Origin of the sequence: Amycolatopsis rhabdoformis, from assembly GCF_035918295.1 — a bacterium.
Classification (GTDB): Bacteria; Actinomycetota; Actinomycetes; order Mycobacteriales; family Pseudonocardiaceae; genus Amycolatopsis; species Amycolatopsis rhabdoformis.
Window position 1 is genome coordinate 40,716 of sequence record NZ_CP142149.1, and the last position, 17,374, is coordinate 58,089.

General features: G+C 71.4%; 14 protein-coding genes. 11 read left to right on the top strand and 3 right to left on the bottom strand.

Annotated elements, in window-relative coordinates:
* Positions 1-83 precede the first annotated feature (83 nt).
* Genes ctaE through qcrB form a run of 4 tightly spaced genes read left to right on the top strand, consistent with a single transcriptional unit; the run spans position 84 to position 4,399 of the window.
* Entirely contained in the window at positions 84-710 is a 627-nt protein-coding gene (gene ctaE, locus VSH64_RS00210) for an aa3-type cytochrome oxidase subunit III (RefSeq protein ID WP_326569518.1), read from the top strand.
* A gap of 55 nt (positions 711-765) precedes the next feature.
* Entirely contained in the window at positions 766-1,584 is an 819-nt protein-coding gene (gene qcrC, locus VSH64_RS00215) for a cytochrome bc1 complex diheme cytochrome c subunit (RefSeq protein WP_326569519.1), read from the top strand.
* Positions 1,581-2,732 carry a cytochrome bc1 complex Rieske iron-sulfur subunit gene (gene qcrA, locus VSH64_RS00220; protein ID WP_326569520.1) on the top strand — a complete coding sequence of 384 codons (1,152 nt, stop codon included), beginning with the start codon at positions 1,581-1,583 and terminating at the stop codon, positions 2,730-2,732. The genes qcrC and qcrA overlap by 4 nt, the downstream gene beginning before the upstream one ends.
* Positions 2,729-4,399 carry a cytochrome bc1 complex cytochrome b subunit gene (gene qcrB / locus VSH64_RS00225; protein ID WP_326569521.1) on the top strand — a complete coding sequence of 557 codons (1,671 nt, stop codon included), beginning with the start codon at positions 2,729-2,731 and terminating at the stop codon, positions 4,397-4,399. The genes qcrA and qcrB overlap by 4 nt, the downstream gene beginning before the upstream one ends.
* A gap of 120 nt (positions 4,400-4,519) precedes the next feature.
* Here the strand turns inward: qcrB and VSH64_RS00230 are convergent, their stop codons facing one another.
* Entirely contained in the window at positions 4,520-4,804 is a 285-nt protein-coding gene (locus tag VSH64_RS00230) for an Lrp/AsnC family transcriptional regulator (protein WP_326569522.1), read from the bottom strand.
* A gap of 52 nt (positions 4,805-4,856) precedes the next feature.
* Positions 4,857-6,575: a DEDD exonuclease domain-containing protein gene (locus tag VSH64_RS00235; protein WP_326569523.1), complete on the bottom strand. Its 1,719-nt coding sequence runs from the start codon at positions 6,573-6,575 to the stop codon at positions 4,857-4,859.
* A 142-nt stretch (positions 6,576-6,717) separates the two neighbouring features.
* On the opposite strand from VSH64_RS00235, the gene VSH64_RS00240 reads away from it, so the two are divergent.
* From VSH64_RS00240 to VSH64_RS00255, 4 genes are all read left to right on the top strand, one after another.
* The gene (locus VSH64_RS00240) at positions 6,718-8,139 is read left to right on the top strand and encodes an NYN domain-containing protein (RefSeq protein ID WP_326569524.1); all 1,422 of its coding nucleotides are present in this window, start codon (positions 6,718-6,720) and stop codon (positions 8,137-8,139) included.
* Positions 8,140-8,382: 243 nt separating this feature from the next.
* Positions 8,383-8,589, top strand: coding sequence for a hypothetical protein (locus VSH64_RS00245; protein WP_326837857.1), 207 nt, complete (start codon positions 8,383-8,385; stop codon positions 8,587-8,589).
* 436 nt (positions 8,590-9,025) lie between these two features.
* Complete coding sequence (locus VSH64_RS00250; protein WP_326569525.1) at positions 9,026-10,090, top strand: NlpC/P60 family protein; 1,065 nt, start codon at positions 9,026-9,028, stop codon at positions 10,088-10,090.
* Positions 10,091-10,236: 146 nt separating this feature from the next.
* Positions 10,237-11,394: a glycosyltransferase family 4 protein gene (locus VSH64_RS00255; RefSeq protein WP_326569526.1), complete on the top strand. Its 1,158-nt coding sequence runs from the start codon at positions 10,237-10,239 to the stop codon at positions 11,392-11,394.
* Positions 11,395-11,443: 49 nt separating this feature from the next.
* Here VSH64_RS00255 and VSH64_RS00260 read toward each other — a convergent pair whose 3' ends face one another.
* On the bottom strand, positions 11,444-12,079 hold the full coding sequence (locus VSH64_RS00260; protein ID WP_326569527.1) for a nucleoside/nucleotide kinase family protein: 636 nt from the start codon (positions 12,077-12,079) through the stop codon (positions 11,444-11,446).
* 117 nt (positions 12,080-12,196) lie between these two features.
* Here VSH64_RS00260 and VSH64_RS00265 point away from each other — a divergent pair, with 117 nt between their 5' ends.
* The 3 genes from VSH64_RS00265 to VSH64_RS00275 all read left to right on the top strand — a co-directional run bounded on the left by VSH64_RS00265 (position 12,197) and on the right by VSH64_RS00275 (position 17,190).
* Positions 12,197-13,390, top strand: a complete 1,194-nt coding sequence (locus tag VSH64_RS00265) for a cytochrome P450 family protein (protein ID WP_407655619.1) — start codon at positions 12,197-12,199, stop codon at positions 13,388-13,390.
* A gap of 25 nt (positions 13,391-13,415) precedes the next feature.
* Positions 13,416-14,702: an adenosylmethionine--8-amino-7-oxononanoate transaminase gene (locus VSH64_RS00270; protein ID WP_326569528.1), complete on the top strand. Its 1,287-nt coding sequence runs from the start codon at positions 13,416-13,418 to the stop codon at positions 14,700-14,702.
* A gap of 229 nt (positions 14,703-14,931) precedes the next feature.
* Positions 14,932-17,190, top strand: a complete 2,259-nt coding sequence (locus tag VSH64_RS00275; RefSeq protein WP_326569529.1) for a bifunctional SulP family inorganic anion transporter/carbonic anhydrase — start codon at positions 14,932-14,934, stop codon at positions 17,188-17,190.
* Positions 17,191-17,374 lie beyond the last annotated feature (184 nt).

Sequence of the window (17,374 nt, forward strand, 5' to 3'; positions counted from 1 at the left end):
CCTGTGCCGGGTTCGGGTGTGATGCGAAGCTCCCACGACCCGCCGTGGACCCGAAGGGCGGGGTGCCCGCGCGGGAGGACATAATGCGATCCGTGACAACGGCAGCTCCCACCATCAGCCAGCGAGTCCACTCGCTGAACCGGCCGAACATGGTCAGCGTCGGCACAGTCGTGTGGCTGTCCAGCGAACTGATGTTCTTCGCCGGATTGTTCGCCATGTTCTTCACCGTCAAGGCGCAGAACCCGGCCGGCGCGGCGTGGCCCCCTCCGCTGCACGGCGAGGAGTTCCACCTCAACATCCCCTACGCGATCCCGTTCACGGTGATCCTGGTGCTGTCCTCGCTGACGTGCCAGTTCGGTGTGTTCGCCGCGGAGCGCGGGGATGTCTACGGGCTCCGGCGCTGGTACATCGTCACGTTGATCATGGGTGCGATCTTCGTCGCCGGGCAGGCGAACGAGTACCACAACCTGGTCAACGAGGGGCTCACGATCCCGTCGGGCCCGTTCGGCACGGTGTTCTTCCTCGCCACCGGTTTCCACGGCCTGCACGTGATCGGCGGGCTCGTCGCGTTCGTGTACCTGCTGATCCGCACCAAGCTCAGCAAGTTCACGCCCGCCCAGGCCACCTCGGCGATCGTCGTGTCGTACTACTGGCACTTCGTCGACATCGTGTGGGTGGGTCTCTTCGCGGTGATCTACATCCTCCCCTGATCCCGCCCCGCCGCCACCACCATCGGCCTGAACTGACAGCAAGGGTTGCCGCAAGATGACCACCAGCAAGAAGTCCCCGGAGCGCCGGTTCCGCGCGCGTTCGAAGCTGCGCCGGCGTTTCGCCGGCGTGCTCGCACTCGGTGTCGCGCTGGTGGGAGCCGGCGCCCTGTACGCCGTGTTCGCGCCCGAGCCCCAGACCGCGCAGGCCCAGGGCGATCCGGCTCTGCTGCGGCAGGGCGAGCAGGTTTACAACAACACCTGCATCGAGTGCCACGGCAAGAACCTCGAGGGCGTGCAGGACCGCGGTCCGAGCCTCATCGGCGTCGGTGACGCGGCCGTGTACTTCCAGACCTCGTCCGGCCGCATGCCGGCCGCGCGGCAGGAAGCGCAGGCCGAGCGCAAGCCGCCGAAGCTCACCCCGAGCGAGATCGACGCCGTCGGCGCGTTCGTGCAGGCGCACGGCGGCGGCGCGCAGCGCCCCGACGAAACCGGTGCCGCGCTGCGCGGCAGCGACCCGGCCCGCGGTGGCGAGCTGTTCCGCCTCAACTGCGCGTCGTGCCACAACTTCACCGGCCGTGGTGGCGCTCTCTCGGCGGGTAAGTACGCGCCGAACCTCGACCCGGCCACCGAGGAACAGATTTACGACGCGATGCTCACGGGCCCGCAGAACATGCCGAAATTCTCCGACCGGCAGCTCAACCCGGAGGAGAAGAAAGACATCATCGCTTATGTAAAGTCGGTGTCGGACGGCAACAACAACCCGGGTGGTAACGGCCTCGGCGGGTTCGGTCCCGCTTCCGAAGGCCTCATCGCTTTCGTCGTCGGAATTGCCGCGCTCGTGGGCATCACACTGTGGATTGGATCGAAGGCATGAGTGCCGAAGGGCCCCAGCCGCCCTCGGAGGCGGAACTGGCCGAGATGGACCGCGATCAGCTCCTGAAGCTGGGCGGTCAGCTGGACGGCGTCGAGATCGTCGACTACCCGGAACCGTGGCCGGTCAAGGACACCCGCGCCGAGCGCCGCGCCCAGCGGTTCGTGGCGTTCTGGTTCGCGTTGTCCGCGCTCGCCGGTCTGGCGTTCGTCGTGGTCATCGCGTGGCCGCACTGGTGGGAGTACAAGGACCCCAGTGACGTCAGCGGGCACGCCACCTACAGCCTCTACACCCCCGCGCTGGGCGTCACGCTCGGCGTCGCGGTGCTCGGGCTCGGCATCGGCGTGATCCTGTACACGAAGAAGTTCGTGCCGCAGGAGAACGCCGTGCAGCAGCGCAGCGACGGCCCGTCGGCCGAGGTCGACCGCGCCACGATCCTCGCGCACCTGGCCGACGCCGGCAGCCGTAGCACCATCGCCCGCCGGTCGCTGATCAAGCGCACTGCCGGCGCGAGCGCCGGTGTCCTCGGCCTCGCGGTCGCCGCTCTTCCCCTCGCGTCCTTCATCAAGGACCCGTGGAAGGACACCGACAACGAGAACTCGCTGTGGCACACCGGCTGGCAGCCGCAGCACCCGGGCGAGGTCGTGTACCTGCGCGCCAACACCGGCAGCCTCGACGACGACGTGAAGAACGGCGTCACGCTCCTGAAGGCCGAGGACCTCGACGCCGGCGGCATGGAAACGGTGTTCCCGTACCGCAAGTCGGAGGCGGGTGACCGCGAGGCGCTGGCCGCCGCGCTGACCCGCGTCGACAACCCCGTGATGCTCATCCGGCTGCGCCCCACCGACGCCGCGCGCGTGGTGAAGCGGAAGGGCCAGGAGGACTACAACTTCGGCGACTACTACGCGTACACGAAGATCTGCAGCCACGTCGGCTGCCCGACCTCCCTGTACGAGCAGCGCACGAACCGCATCCTCTGCCCGTGCCACCAGTCGCAGTTCGACGCCCTGCACTACGCCAAGCCCATCTTCGGCCCGGCGACCCGGCCGCTCGCGCAGCTGCCGATCACGGTTGACTCCGAGGGATACTTGATTGCGCGGGGCGACTTCAACGAGGCCATCGGTCCGGCCTTTTGGGAGCGTAAGTCATGAGTTCACTCACCACGCCCACCAAGGGCACGAGCGCGCTCGAGAAACAGCTTGGCGACGCCGCGGACAACGCGGACCAGCGCTACAAGTTGGCCAAGGGCCTGCGTCACCAGATGAACAAGGTCTTCCCCACGCACTGGTCGTTCCTGCTGGGCGAGATCGCGCTGTACAGCTTCATCGTCATCCTGCTCTCGGGTGTGTACCTGACGCTGTTCTTCGACCCCTCCATGCAGGAAGTGACCTACCACGGGAGCTTCCAGAACCTGCAGGGCGTCGAGATGTCGCAGGCGTTCCGCACCACGCTGGACATCTCGTTCGACGTGCGCGGCGGCCTGTTCGTGCGCCAGCTGCACCACTGGGCCGCGCTGATCTTCGTCGCGTCGATGATGATCCACATGTTCCGGATCTTCTTCACCGGCGCGTTCCGCAAGCCGCGTGAGGCCAACTGGGTCATCGGTGGCCTGCTGCTGATCCTGGGCATGTTCGAGGGCTTCTTCGGTTACTCGCTGCCGGACGACCTGCTGTCCGGTACCGGTATCCGCGCGACCCTGTCGGGCATCGTGCTCTCCGTGCCGGTCATCGGCACCTGGATCCACTGGGCGCTGTTCGGCGGCGAGTTCCCCGGCGACCAGATCATCCCGCGCCTCTACACGCTGCACATCCTGCTGATCCCGGGCATCATGCTCGCGCTCGTCGGGGTGCACCTGGCGCTGGTCTGGTACCAGAAGCACACGCAGTTCCCGGGCGTGCGCCGCAAGGAGACCAACGTCGTCGGCGTGCGGATCATGCCGTACTTCGCCCTCAAGGGCGGCGCGTTCTTCACCCTGGTCATCGGTGTCATCGCGCTGATGTCGGGCCTGTTCCAGATCAACCCGGTGTGGAACTTCGGCCCGTACAACCCGTCGATGGTGTCGGCCGGCTCGCAACCCGACTTCTACATGGCCTGGGCCGACGGCATGCTGCGCATCTGGCCCGCGTGGGAGGTCTACCTCGGGAACTACACGATCCCCGCGGTGTTCTTCCCGGGCGCGGTGGGCATGCCGGTGCTGATCGGGCTGCTGCTGGCCTACCCGTTCCTGGAACGGAAGCTGTCGAAGGACAACGCGGCGCACAACCTGCTGCAGCGTCCGCGCGACGCACCGGTCCGCACCGCGCTGGGCATGATGGCGCTCGGGTTCTTCCTGGTCATCGAGCTGTCGGGCTTCAACGACATCATCGCCGACCAGTTCGACATCTCGCTGAACGCCACCACGTGGGCCGGCCGCATCGGCGTGCTGATCGTGCCGCCCATCGCCTACTACCTCACCTACCGGATCTGCCTGGGCTTGCAGCGGGCCGACCGCGAGGTGCTGGAGCACGGCGTGGAGACCGGCATCATCAAGCGCCTGCCCCACGGTGAGTTCATCGAGGTCCACCAGCCGCTGGCCGGCGTGGACAGCCACGGCCACGCGGTGGCGCTCGAGTACCAGGGCGCGCCGGTGCCGAAGAAGATGAACAAGCTCGGCACCGCCGGGCACGCCGTCCCGGGCTCGCTCTGGACGCCGGACCCGCCGGAGGAGTCGGCCGCTCTCGAGCGGGCGTCGCACGGCAACGGGCACGGCGACGGCAACGGACACGCGGAGCTGGAAAGCTCGGAGTCCGAGCCGCACGAGGTCGGAACCAAGCACTGAGCGTTGTGAACGACGAAGAGGGCCCCTTCACCCGGTGGGTGGAGGGGCCCTCTTCGTGATGTCCGGAGCTACGTGAGCACTCCCGGCCCGTGGTTCAGGACCGGGGCTCAGGGCAGGGGCTCAGGCGCCTTCGACACCGATCTCGAACGCGGAGTCCGTGTCGGCGCGGGAGTAGGAGCGGAACGCGATGTGGGTGACGGTGTCGAGGACACCGGGCACCTTGCCGATGCGGCCGGGGATGAGGTCGGCCAGGTCTTCGTGGGCCTTCACGCGCACGGTGGCGATCAGGTCGACGTCCCCGGCGCACGAGTAGACCTCGTTGACCCCCTCGAGGTCCGCGATCGCCTGCGCGGCCTGCGGGATCTCCTCGGCCTCTACGTTGATCAGCACGATCGCCGTGATCACAGCGTTCCTCCACTCCCTGGCGGTACCCGACGAGCGCTGATCGTAGCCCGCGTCACCCCGCCACCCGTTCCAGCGTGCGCGCACCGGCCGCGAGGTCCAGCCAGCCGCGCCAGCCGGCGACGGCGGTGGGCTCGGCCCAGGGCCGCGTGGTGCGCACGAGCCGCACGCCCGGGCGGGCCAGCCAGCGCAGGAGCACCGTGATCTCTTCGCCCGACGCGCCCCGCAGCGGCCCTTCGCCGGGCAGCACGGTTTCGGCGGCGGCGACCAGCTGGTCCACCACCGGCATCGGCGGCACCCCGCGGCGGGCGACACCGGCCGAGGCCAGGCGGCCGTGGCGGATCACCGACAGCTCCCAGCCGCCGTTGCCGTCCGGGTGGGCGGCGATGAGCTCGGCGACGGCGGCGAGCGCGGCCTGGCGGTGGGACCGGCCGACGGCGCGCACGAGGTCGGCCAGCTCGTCGCGGTGGCGGGCGGCCTGCTCGTAGTGGCGGCCGTCCGCGAGCCGGTCGAGCTGGTCCGCGGCGACTCTCAGCGGGCCGCCGTCGTGGCCGGAGATGAGGTCGCGGGCGGCGATGACGGAGGGGGAGTAGTCCTCCACGCTCTGGCGACCGGCGCACGGCGCGCCGCAGCGGCCCAGCTCGGCCAGCACGCACGGGGTGGCCGAACCGCCGCGGGCCGAGATGCGCATCGTGCAGGTGCGCAGGCCGGCGGCGCCCGCGAGCGTGTCGGCGGCCGTGCGGGCGTCGGCCTGGCTGCGGAACGGGCCGAGTGTGCCCTCGCGTGGCAGCCGCACCACCGAAAGCCGCGGGAAGGCCTCGTCGGTGAGCCCGATCCACCAGGCGTGGTGCGGGTTCTTCGAGCGCCGGTTGTACATCGGCCGGTGGGCCGCGATGAGCCGCAGCTCGCGGATCTCGGCCTCGAGGGAGTGGGCGCATTCGATGGCCTCCACGCGCTCGGCCAGCGCCACCATCTCGCGGATGCGCCCGCGGCTCTCCGACCCCGTGAAGTACTGCCGCACGCGCCGCTTGAGGTCGCGCGCGGTGCCGACGTAGAGGACCTCCTCACGCGGGCCGCGGAAGAGGTACACACCGGGCCGCGCGGGCAGGTCGGCGGCCAGGTGCCGTTTGCGCCGCTGCGCGGTGGTGACCTCGGGCAGGTAGTCCACGAGCTCTTCGACGGTGTGCACCCCGACGTTGCCGACCCGCTCCAGCAGGGCGTGGAGCACGTCGACGGTCGCGCGGGCGTCGTCGAGGGCGCGGTGCGTGGGCCGGGTGCGCGAGCCGAGCAGCATCGCCAGGTTCGACAACCGGTAGCTGCGGGCCTCCTCGCGCGGGATCACGCGACGGGCGAGCTTCACCGTGCAGATCACCGTGGCGCGGGGCCAGACGTAGCCGTGACCTTCGCACGCGGCCCGCATGAAGCCGGTGTCGAAGCCCGAGTTGTGCGCCACGAGCACCGCGCCGGAGATGAACTCGAGGAACGCCGGCAGCACCCGCTCGATCCGCGGCGCGTCGTAGACCATGGCCTGCGTGATGCCCGTGAGCTCCACCACCTGTGGCGGGATCGGCGACCCCGGGTTCACCAGCGTGGCGAACTCGGCCAGCACCTCACCGGCACGCACCTTCACAGCCCCGATCTCGGTGATCGCGTCGGGCCCCGGCTTCGTGCCCGTGGTCTCGAGGTCGAACACGACGAACGTGGTGTCCCGCAACGGGGTGCCGAGCTCGTCGAAGGCCAGCTGCGCCTGGCCGGGCCGCGGTCGGGTGTCCATGATCGCGCACTTTAGGACGGCCCACCGACAATCCCGGGCCGCGCGGCCCGCGTGACGGGTGGGGACGAGGGGACTCCTGAGGCGGTTCCCCCGTCGGGCCACCAACGGCGCGCGATCCGGCCCCGGGGCCTACCCTGGACCAATGCACCCCCAGCCCGTGGATCCGGTCGCACCCGAGGAGGCCGTCGGGCCCTCGGCCGTACCGGCGCGGGCTCACACGGCTGACACCGCCGACACCACCGCGCCTGAGGTCGAGCCGCAGCCGGAAGCCGCGCCCGAGCCCGCTTCGTGGACGGGCCTGCCCGAAGCCGTGCGCGAGCGCATCGCCGAGCTTGCGGCCACCGCCGTCGCGAAGCTGCCGCCCACCGACGTGCCGCGGCAGCTGCGGCCCGTCGCGAAGTTCGCGCCCGCGAAGCGCGCGAAGCTCGGCGGCGCGGCGCTGCTGGCCGCGCTGGGCGATTCCGCGCAGTTCCGCACCGCCGTGATCGAGTGGCTGCGCGAGCACCGCACCGACGCGCTCGACCCCAACGCCGCCGATTCCGTCGTCGGCGCGGCCGCCGCCGTGCTGCTCGGGGAATCCGGCGCCGCCGGCCGCGTGCGGCTCGTGGCGAAGAACGCGGAGGAGACGGCGCTGCGGGCCGAACGCGACGCCGCGCTCGCGCGCAACCAGAAACTCGAGGCCGAGCTGGCCGAAGCACGGGGTGAGCTCGAGCTGGCACGCGGCGCCGTCGACGCCGCCCGCGGCGAACGCGAGGCCGAGGTCGAGAAGCTCCTGCGCCGGCTGCGGGAGCAGGGCGTGCAGCTGCGCCAGGCCCGCGACGCCGCCGAAGCGGCCCGGGCCGAGGTGGCCCGCGGCGGCACGGCCAAGGCCGAGGAGATCGAGGCGCTCACCGCACAGCTCGACCGTGAGCGCCGCCGCGTGGCCGCCGAGCGCACGCGGGCGGAGCGGGCGGTCGCCGACGCCGAGATCGCCCGTCAGTCGGCGCGTGAGGCCCGGGAAGCGGACGAAGTGCGCCTGGCGCTGCTCGTGGACACGATCGACGGCGCCGTGAGCGGCCTGCGCCGCGAGCTGATGCTGAGCGACCGCGGCGCGCGGCCCGCCGACATGGTGCGGGGTGCCACCTCGGGTCTCGGCCCGGGCGGGCGCGTGCAGGACGTCGGCGCGCTCGACCGCTACCTCGCGCTGGCCGGCGTGCACCTCATCGTCGACGGCTACAACGTGACCAAGACCGGCTATCCCGAACTCGCCCTGGCCGACCAGCGCGACCGGCTCGTCCACCAGCTCTCCGCGCTCGCCGCGCGCACGAGCGCCGAGGTCACGGTGGTGTTCGACGGGGCCGGCGTGCTGTCCGTGCCGGCGTCGGTGCCGCGTGGTGTGCGCGTGCTGTTCTCCGACCGCGGCGTGCTCGCCGACGACGTGATCCGCTCGCTCGTGGCGGCCGAGCCGAAGGGCCGGCCGATGGTCGTCGCCACGTCCGACCGGGCGGTCGCGGACTCGGTCCGCGCGACCGGCGCGCACTCGGTGGCCTCGGCGGTGCTGGTCAGCCGCCTGGGCCGCGTCTGAGGCGGTTCGCCGGAAACTGTCGGTGGTGGCTCCTACCGTGCGTCCCAGGAAACACGACGACGTGAGGAGCCTCTCGTGACCGGGACCACGAACCACCACCCGCCCGACGGCGCCGGTGCGGACCACACCGGTACAGACCTGGCCGGTGCGGACCACCGCGGTCCGAACCACACCGGTGTCAACCACGGCGGTATCGACCACTCGGGTCCGGACCACCCTGGTCCGGACCGGCTCGACGTCGAGATCGACCTCGACACGCTGGTGGTCGACTGCGATCGCTGCGCCGTGCGGGGCGACGCGTGTCACGACTGCGTGGTCAGTGTGCTGCTCGGCCCGCCGGTCGCCCTGGCGTGGGACGCGGACGAACGGCGAGCCGTGGACGCGCTGGCCGAAGCGGGGATGGTGCCGCGGCTGCGCTTGGTTTCGGAGCCCGAACGTAAGCCAGCGTGACACTTGTGGGTGACACGCGTGGGGCAAGTGCGCGATGAGTGGTCGATCTGATCGGGTGAACGGTCGGTAGCGATTTCACGCCATTCTGACACCACAGAGTATGACCGCCGTCACACTCTGCCTCCCCCGCTGGTCCGATGGTGTTTCGGCGAACTACGCAGAGTTTTTGCGTGGGGCCCGGTGGACGCGGTCTCGGTCTTTTCGTAACCTGTCCGAGACCTCGTGGCCAGCAGCCGTCGGCAAGACGGCGACACGAGGTCGCCGCCGGAAAAGGCTTTGTCGGGGAGCCATGACCGGAACCACACCGCGCGCGTGAGGCTGTTGCAGTGAAACGCGGCCGGAACGCGTGGGGTGGACGTGCGGAAGAGGGCCCCCGACCTCTTCGGCGTCACGAGGTTCCGACGGCGGCCCGACAGCAAAGGAGACACGCGCGACCGTGCAGTCGCATCCAGTCAAGCGCGTGGTGTCAGGTGCCCTCGCGGCAGCCTCGGTGATCGCCATGGTCACCGTCGCCCAGCCCTCGGCCACGGCCATCGCAGCTCCCATCCCCGCCCTCCAGACCCCGCCCGACTCCGGTTCGGACGCCCTCGCGAAGTACCGCGACCTCGCCTCGCAGGCCGAAAAGGCCAACGAGGACCTCCTCAAGGCCCAGGACGACCTCACGGCCCGCGGGAAGGACCTCGACAAGGCCAACGCCGACGTGGACTCCGCGAAGAAGTCCGCGCAGCAGGCCGAGGACAACGAGAAGCGCTACCGCGTCGACGTCGACAAGTTCGCCGGCGCCTCGTTCCTCAGCGGCGTGCAGATGAACAAGCTCTCGGCACTGCTCGCGGGCACCTCCACGCAGGAGTTCCTTGAGCGTTCGACCGCGCTGGACCAGATCGCGGCCCAGAAGGACGCCGCGCTCGACGCGCTGTCCGGTGCCGTGAAGCAGGCCGAGGACGCCACGAACAAGGCCGCCGACGCCGCCAAGCGCGCGACCGACGCCCGTGACGCCGCGGCGAAGCTGACGAACGACATCAAGACCAAGCAGAAGACGCTGCAGGACCAGATCGACCAGCTCGAGAAGACGGCTCCCGAGCTGTCCACGCTGGATCAGGCCCTGCGCGGCGACAAGGGCAGCGCCGTCCCGGCCAACATCAAGGCACCGGGACCCGCGGCCCAGGCCGCCGTGAACGCGGCCCTGTCGCGCCTCGGCGACGCCTACGTGTGGGGCGCCACCGGGCCGAGCACGTTCGACTGCTCGGGCCTGATGCAGTGGGCCTACAAGCAGGCCGGCCTCACGCTGCCGCGCTCGAGCCGGGAGCAGTCGACGTTCGGCACCCCGATCCCGCGCAGCCAGCTGCAGCCGGGTGACCTGGTGTTCTACTACACCCCGGTCTCGCACGTCGGCATGTACATCGGCGAAGGCAAGATGGTGCACGCGCCGACCACCGGTGACGTCGTGAAGATCTCGCCGCTGCAGAGCCAGTACGTGGGCGCTCGCCGCCCCAGCAGCTGAGCAGCGAAAGTTCCCTGACCACGGGGCGGTACCGCACACGCGGTGCCGCCCCGCAGTCATTTCCGCCGTTTCCGCCGATTCCCGGTCGCTTTCCGGGCCCACGAGGCGGGCCGATCGGCCCCGGCGGCGGCCAGTAACCTGCCGGTGTGCCGAAGACGCTGCTCGTGACCAACGACTTCCCGCCGCGGCCCGGCGGGATCCAGAACTACCTCAACTCGCTGGCCACGCGCCTCCCGGCCGACGACCTGGTGGTCTACGCGCCGTCGTGGGAAGGCAAAACCGGCTCGCACGTCGAGTTCGACGCCGAGGCGCCGTTCGAGGTCGTGCGGCACCCGACGTCGCTGATGCTGCCGACGCCGGACGTGCTGCGGCGCGCGAAGCAGATCATGCGCGCCCGCGACTGCGAGGCCGTGTGGTTCGGCGCGGCCGCCCCGCTGGCGCTGCTCGGGCACCCGCTGCGCCAGGCCGGCGCGCGCCGGGTCGTCGCGTCCACGCACGGGCACGAGGTCGGCTGGTCGATGCTGCCGGGTTCGCGCCAGGCGCTGCGGCGCATCGGCGACACGGCCGACGTGCTCACCTACGTCAGCAAGTACACGCGCCGCCGCTTCGGCGCCGCGTTCGGCCCGATGGCGGGCCTGGAGATGCTGCCCTCGGGGGTCGACACCACGCTGTTCGCGCCCGACGCGGGAGCGCGCGAGGAGATCCGCGCCCGCCACGGCCTCGGCGACCGGCCGACGATCGTGTGCGTTTCGCGGCTCGTGCCGCGCAAGGGCCAGGACATGCTCATCCGCACCCTGCCGGAGCTGCGCAAACGCGTGTCCGACGTGGTGCTGCTGCTGGTCGGCGGCGGCCCGTACCGCAAGCGGCTCACCGAGCTCGTGGACGAGTGCGACGTGGCCGGCAACGTGGTGATCACCGGCTCGGTGCCGTGGTCGGAGCTGCCGGCGCACTACAACGCCGGCGACGTGTTCGCGATGCCCGCGCGGACCCGCGGCAAGGGCCTCGACGTGGAGGCGCTGGGCATCGTCTACCTGGAAGCCTCGGCGACCGGCCTGCCCGTGGTGGCCGGTACGTCGGGTGGCGCCCCCGAGGCGGTGCTCGACGAGGTGACCGGCCACGTCGTGGACGGCCGCGACGTGGCCCAGCTGCGCGACACCCTCGAAGCCCTGCTGGCCGACCCCGTGCGGGCGCGGCGGATGGGCGAGGCGGGCCGCGCGTGGGTCACGGAGAACTGGCGCTGGGACACGATGGCGCGGCGGCTGTCCGGCCTGCTGGACGGCGATCCCGTCGCTGCCGTGCGCTAGCCCCGAGTCCGGCCGGCCGAGTCAGTCCGTCCGACTCAGCGCGGCCGGGTCAGTCCGGCTGGGGCTCGTACACGGCGGGGTGGCGCGGGTCGTCCACGCGCACCGTCACGTCGGCGAGCAGGCTGGGGTCGACCTCCGACTCGTAGCGCTCGTAGGCGGGCAGGGCCCAGGCGTCGTCGGCCGGCAGCCGGCGGCGCAGCGCGGCCGGCGAGAGCCACAGGTGCACCACGAGGTCGAACGCGAGCCCGGCGCCGAGCAGGAACTCACCGTCGACGAGCACCACTCCGCCCTCGGGCACCGGCACCCGGGCCAGGCGCGTTGCGCGGTCGCGTTCGGTGTCCCACAAGGCCGGCAGCACCTCGCCGGAGCCGTCGGCGCCGAGCGGGTCGAGTACTTCGCGGCGCAGGGCGCCGAGGTCGAGCCAGTCGGTGTAGCGCGCGTCGGGATTGCGCTTGCCGTGCTCGAACCGCAGCGACGCCGGGCGCAGGAACCCGCTCGCGGGCACGCGCACCGCGGCGCGACCCGACAGCCGCAACGGATCCACGAGCGCGTCGGCGAGACCGGCGGTGTCCGTCGCGCCGTCGGCGCCGTCCACGGCGATCGCCAGCCGCCGGTGCGGCAGAGCCGCCACGCGCTCGGCCAGCTCGGCGGCCAGGACTTCGGGGGAGATGGGTCGGTAGCGCATCGGACCCCATCCTGCCCCGTGCACCACGCCCGGCACACCGGACCGTGGGCATACTGACTCCCGCGAGGACCACGAAACCTTGGGGGCACAGTGGCAACCGAAGAAGCGTCCGTCGAAATGCCCGTGATCGACGACGAGTTCATGCAGCACACGCACGAAACCTTGCAGGACCTGCGCGGCCACGGCGCCGTGTGCCCGATCCGCATGCCGCGCGGTACCCCGTCCTACCTCGTGACCGGGTACGAGAACGCGCGGGCGCTGCTCGCGGACCCGCGGCTGAGCAAGGACAACCGCGGCGCGTACGAGCTGATGGCGAAGAAGGTCGGGCCGGAGAACGTCAACGCCAGCTTCGGCCAGCTGCTCGGCGCCCACATGCTCAACACCGACCCGCCGGACCACACGCGGCTGCGCAAGCTCGTGAACAAGGCGTTCACGCCTGGCGCGATCGCCGGCCTTCGCCCACGCATCGAGCAGATCACCACCGAGCTGCTCGACGCGATGGCCGAGCACGAGCAGGTGGACCTGATGGCCGCGTTCGCCGGGCCGGTACCGATCACGGTGATCTGCGAGCTGCTCGGCGTGCGCGAGCAGGACCGGGGCGAGTTCTCCGGCTGGTCCGCCACGATGCTGGGCGCCGGCGCGCTCGAGGACGTGCAGGCCGCGGTGCTCGCGATGCACCAGTACCTCGTGGCGCTGGTCGCGCAGAAGCGGGCCGAGCCCGGCGAAGACCTGCTCTCGGGGCTGGTGCACGCCACCGACGAAGGCGATTCGCTGAGCGAGGACGAGCTCGTGTCGATGGCTTTCCTGCTGCTCGTCGCGGGCCACGAGACCACCGTGAACCTGATCGGCAACGCGACGCTCGCGTTGCTCCGGGCACCTGAGCAGCGCGCGAAGCTGGTGGCCGACCCGTCGCTGATGCCCGGCGCGGTGGAGGAGTTCCTGCGGTTCGACGGGCCGATCAACATCGCGACGTTGCGCTACACGATCGACGACGTCGAGGTCGGTGCGCAGACGATTCCCGCGGGCGAGTTCGTGCAGGTGTCCCTGCTCGCCGCCAACCGCGACGAGGGGCGGTTCCCCGACCCGGCGGAGCTCGACGTGACTCGCGCGGCCGGTGGCCACGTCGCCTTCGGCTACGGCATCCACTACTGCGTGGGCGCTCCGCTGGCGCGGATGGAAGCGGAGATCGCGCTCGGCGGGCTGCTGGCGCGGTTCCCCCGGCTGAGCCTGGCCGGGCCGGAGGAGGACCTGGTCTACCGCAACAGCCCGCTGATCCACGGCCTCCTGGCGCTGCCCGTGCTGCTTCGCTGAGCACGGGGGCACGTAGGGTCGGCGCGTGGACTCCAGCGCCGACCACCTGCTCGCCCTCGACGCCGCACACGTGTGGCACCCGTACGCGCCGATGCCGGGGCGGGTCGCGCCACTGCTCGTGACCGAGGCGAGCGGGGTGCGGCTCACCCTCGCGGACGGCCGTGAGCTCGTCGACGGCATGTCCTCGTGGTGGGCGGCCGTGCACGGCTACCGGCACCCGGTGCTCGACGCGGCGCTGGCCGAGCAGGCCGGGCGGATGAGTCACGTGATGTTCGGCGGCCTCACCCACGAACCGGCGATCACGCTCGCCAAGACCCTGGTGGATTTGACCCCCGACGGCCTCGAGCACGTGTTCCTGTGCGATTCGGGCTCGGTCTCGGTCGAGGTCTCCGTGAAGATGTGCCTGCAGTACCAGCGTTCGCGCGGGTTGCCGGAGAAGCGGCGGCTGCTCACGTGGCGCGGCGGCTACCACGGCGACACGTTCACGCCGATGAGCGTGTGCGACCCCGACGGCGGCATGCACTCGCTCTGGCGCGGGGTGCTGCCGGAGCAGGTGTTCGTGCCGGAACCACCGGCCGGCTTCGACGCGCCGGTCGACCAGTCCTATGTGGACACGTTGGCCGCGGCGCTGGAAAAGCACGCCCACGAACTGGCCGCGGTGATCGTGGAACCGGTGGTGCAGGGTGCCGGCGGCATGCGCTTCCACAATCCCGGTTACCTGCGCGCGCTGCGCGAGCTCACCCGTGAGCACGACGTGCTGCTCGTGTTCGACGAGATCGCCACCGGGTTCGGCCGCACGGGCCGGATGTTCGCCGCGGAGCACGCCGGCGTCACGCCCGACGTCCTGTGCCTGGGCAAGGCGCTCACCGGCGGCTACCTCACGATGGCCGCGGCCCTGTGCACGCCCGAGATCGCCGACGGCATCGCGCGCGGCGACCTGCCGGTGCTCGCCCACGGCCCCACCTTCATGGGCAACCCGCTCGCCTCGGCCGTCGCCAACGCGTCGCTGGGCCTGCTCTCCTCGGGCGGGTGGCAGGCCGACGTGGCGCGGTTGGAAGCCGGGCTGCGGCGCGGACTGGCGCCCGCGTGGGACCTGCCGCACGTGCGCGACGTGCGGGTGCTCGGCGCGATCGGGGTGCTGCAGCTCGACCACGAGGTGGACCTCGGCGTGGCCACGGACGTGGTGACGGCCGAAGGCGCGTGGCTACGGCCGTTCCGCGACCTCGTGTACGCGATGCCGCCGTACGTGACCGGCGACGCGGATCTGGCCGTGATCACCTCCGCGATGCTCGCGGCGGCCGAAAAAGCCTGAATTCACCCGGCCGAGTGTGACCGCGGCCATAAGACACGGCCCGTATACGGTGCGTCACGCAAGGTCGTCGAAAGTTCAGGGTTTCCCCGCGATCAGGTCTGGGCGGCTGCGTGACCTTCTGACTGTTTGGGGCGTTATGCCGTAAACGTCCTAGTTCTCCGGTTCACAAGCGAACCCGAAGCCGGTTCACGTAGCGGACTTTTCGCGTGTTTTCCGCTTTCCTGACGCCATGATCGAGATCGTTCGCGGAGAGCACGACACCGGACCGCCGTCGCGCCGCACCTCAACTCACCGGACCCTTCAGAACATCCTGCGCCACGACGTGCCGGCCTCGCTGGTCGTGTTCCTCGTCGCCGTGCCGCTTTCCCTCGGTGTCGCCCTCGCAGTGGGCGCGCCCCTGCTCGCGGGCCTCGTCTCCGCCGTCGTCGGCGGTCTGGTCGCGAGCCTGCTCGGCGGGTCGGCCCTGCAGGTCAGCGGGCCGTCCGCGGCCCTGACCGTGGTGCTCGCCGACACCATCGCCACCTACGGCTGGGCCGTCACCTGCGCCGTGACCGTCGGCGCCGGCCTGCTGCAGATCCTCTTCGGCCTCCTGCGCGTCGCGCGCGCCGCGCTGGCCATCTCCCCGGCGATCGTCCACGGCCTGCTGGCCGGCATCGGCGTGACGATCGTGCTGGGCCAATTGCACGTGGTGCTCGGCGGCCGGGCCCAAGGCTCGGCGATCGCGAACCTCGTGGCGCTGCCCGGCCAGATCGTCGGCCACCACGACGAAGCCGTGCTGATCGGTGTGCTCACCATCGCGATCCTCGTGCTGTGGCCGAAGATGCCCGCGGCCGTGCGGAAGGTGCCGGGACCGCTGGCCGCTGTCACGGTCGCGACCGGCGTGTCCGTGGCCGCCGGGATGACGCTGCCGCGCGTGGACCTGCCGGGCGCGCTGCCCTCGTTCGGCTTCGTGCCGCAACTGCCCTCCGGCGGCTGGGGCGGCGTGGCGTTCGCGGCCGTCACGGTCGCCCTCATCGCGAGCCTCGAAAGCCTGCTGTCGGCGGTGTCGATCGACAAGCTGCGCGGCGGGCGCCGCACCGACCTCAACCGCGAGCTGATCGGCCAGGGCGCCGGCAACCTCGCCTCCGGCGCGCTCGGCGGCCTGCCCGTGACCGGCGTGATCGTGCGGACCATGACCAACTTCGAGGCCGGCGCGAAGACGCGGGCTTCGGCCCTGCTGCACTCGGTGTGGATCCTCGGGTTCTGCCTGCTGCTCACCGGCGTGCTGCGCTACCTGCCGCTCGCGGCGCTGGCCGGCCTGCTCGTGTACGTGGGCGCGAAGCTCGTGAACCTCCCGGCGCTCAAGGAAGTGCTGCGCCACGGTGATCTCGCGGTGTACGCGGTGACGCTCGTCGGCGCGGTGTTCGTGAACCTGCTGACCGGCGTCGCGGCCGGGGTGCTGCTGGCGCTCGCCTTCATGCTGCGCCGCATGGTGCACTCCGGCGTGCACGTGGAGGCCGGCGAGGACCGCACTCGCGTGGTGATCGAGGGCGCGCTCACGTTCCTTTCCGTGCCCCGCCTCACGAAGGTGCTCGCCGGCGTGCCCGAGCGCGCCGACGTGACGCTCGAACTGCTCGTGGACTACCTCGACCACGCGGCGTTCGACTGCCTGCGCGGCTGGCAGCAGGCGTACGTGAAGGCCGGCGGCACGGTGACCGTCGACGAGATCGGGCACCCCTGGTACGGCCGCGGCAGCTCGGGTGAGCCGACCGTGCGGCGCAGCCTCGCCGCGCGCGTGCTGCCCCGGTGGCTCGCGCCGTGGTCGCAGTGGCAGGCCGAGCACGTGACGATCCCCGGCCAGCGCCACGGCATCTCTCCGCTGTCGCGCGGCGCTTCGGAGTTCCAGCGCCGCACCGCGCCACTGCTGCGCGAGACCCTGAGCGACCTCGCGCACGGCCAGCAGCCGCACACGCTCTTCATCACTTGCGGCGATTCGCGGATCGTGCCGAACCTGATCACCACGTCGGGGCCCGGTGACCTGTTCGCCGTGCGCAACATCGGCAACCTCGTGCCGACAAGCGGCGACTCGTCCGTCGGCGCGGCGATCGAATACGCCGTGGGTGTGCTGAAGGTGCCCGAGATCGTGGTGTGCGGCCATTCGTCCTGCGGCGCCATGAAGGCGCTGCTCGGCCAGGTGCCCGAGGGCCTCGACAACCTGGACAGCCTCGGCAGCTGGCTGCGCCACGGCGACGCGACGCTGCGCCGCCGCGCGACCGAACCGGCGCTGCTGCTCGACGGCCACCGTCCGGCCGCCGAATGCGACCGGCTGGCCCTGCACAACGTGGTGCAGCAGCTGGAGCACCTGCGTGCGGTTCCGGTCGTGGCCGCCGCGCTGGCCGCGGGGGAGTTGCGGCTCACCGGCATGTACTTCGACGTCGGCGCGGCCCAGGTGTCGCTGCTCGACGACGCTGGCCGCGGCTTCGTGGCGGCGGGTTCGGCCGTGCACTGACCCAGGGGCGCTGCAGGCGGATGTGCTGAGACCGGAGGTGCTGACCCGAGTGCGCTGAACGTCTGGGTCCTGACTTGAAGGCCCTCGCTCGACGGCCCCGACTCGACGGCCCCGACTCGACGGCCCCGACTCGGCAGCCCGGACTCGGCAGCCCCGACTCGACAGCACTGATCGGCTCGACGCG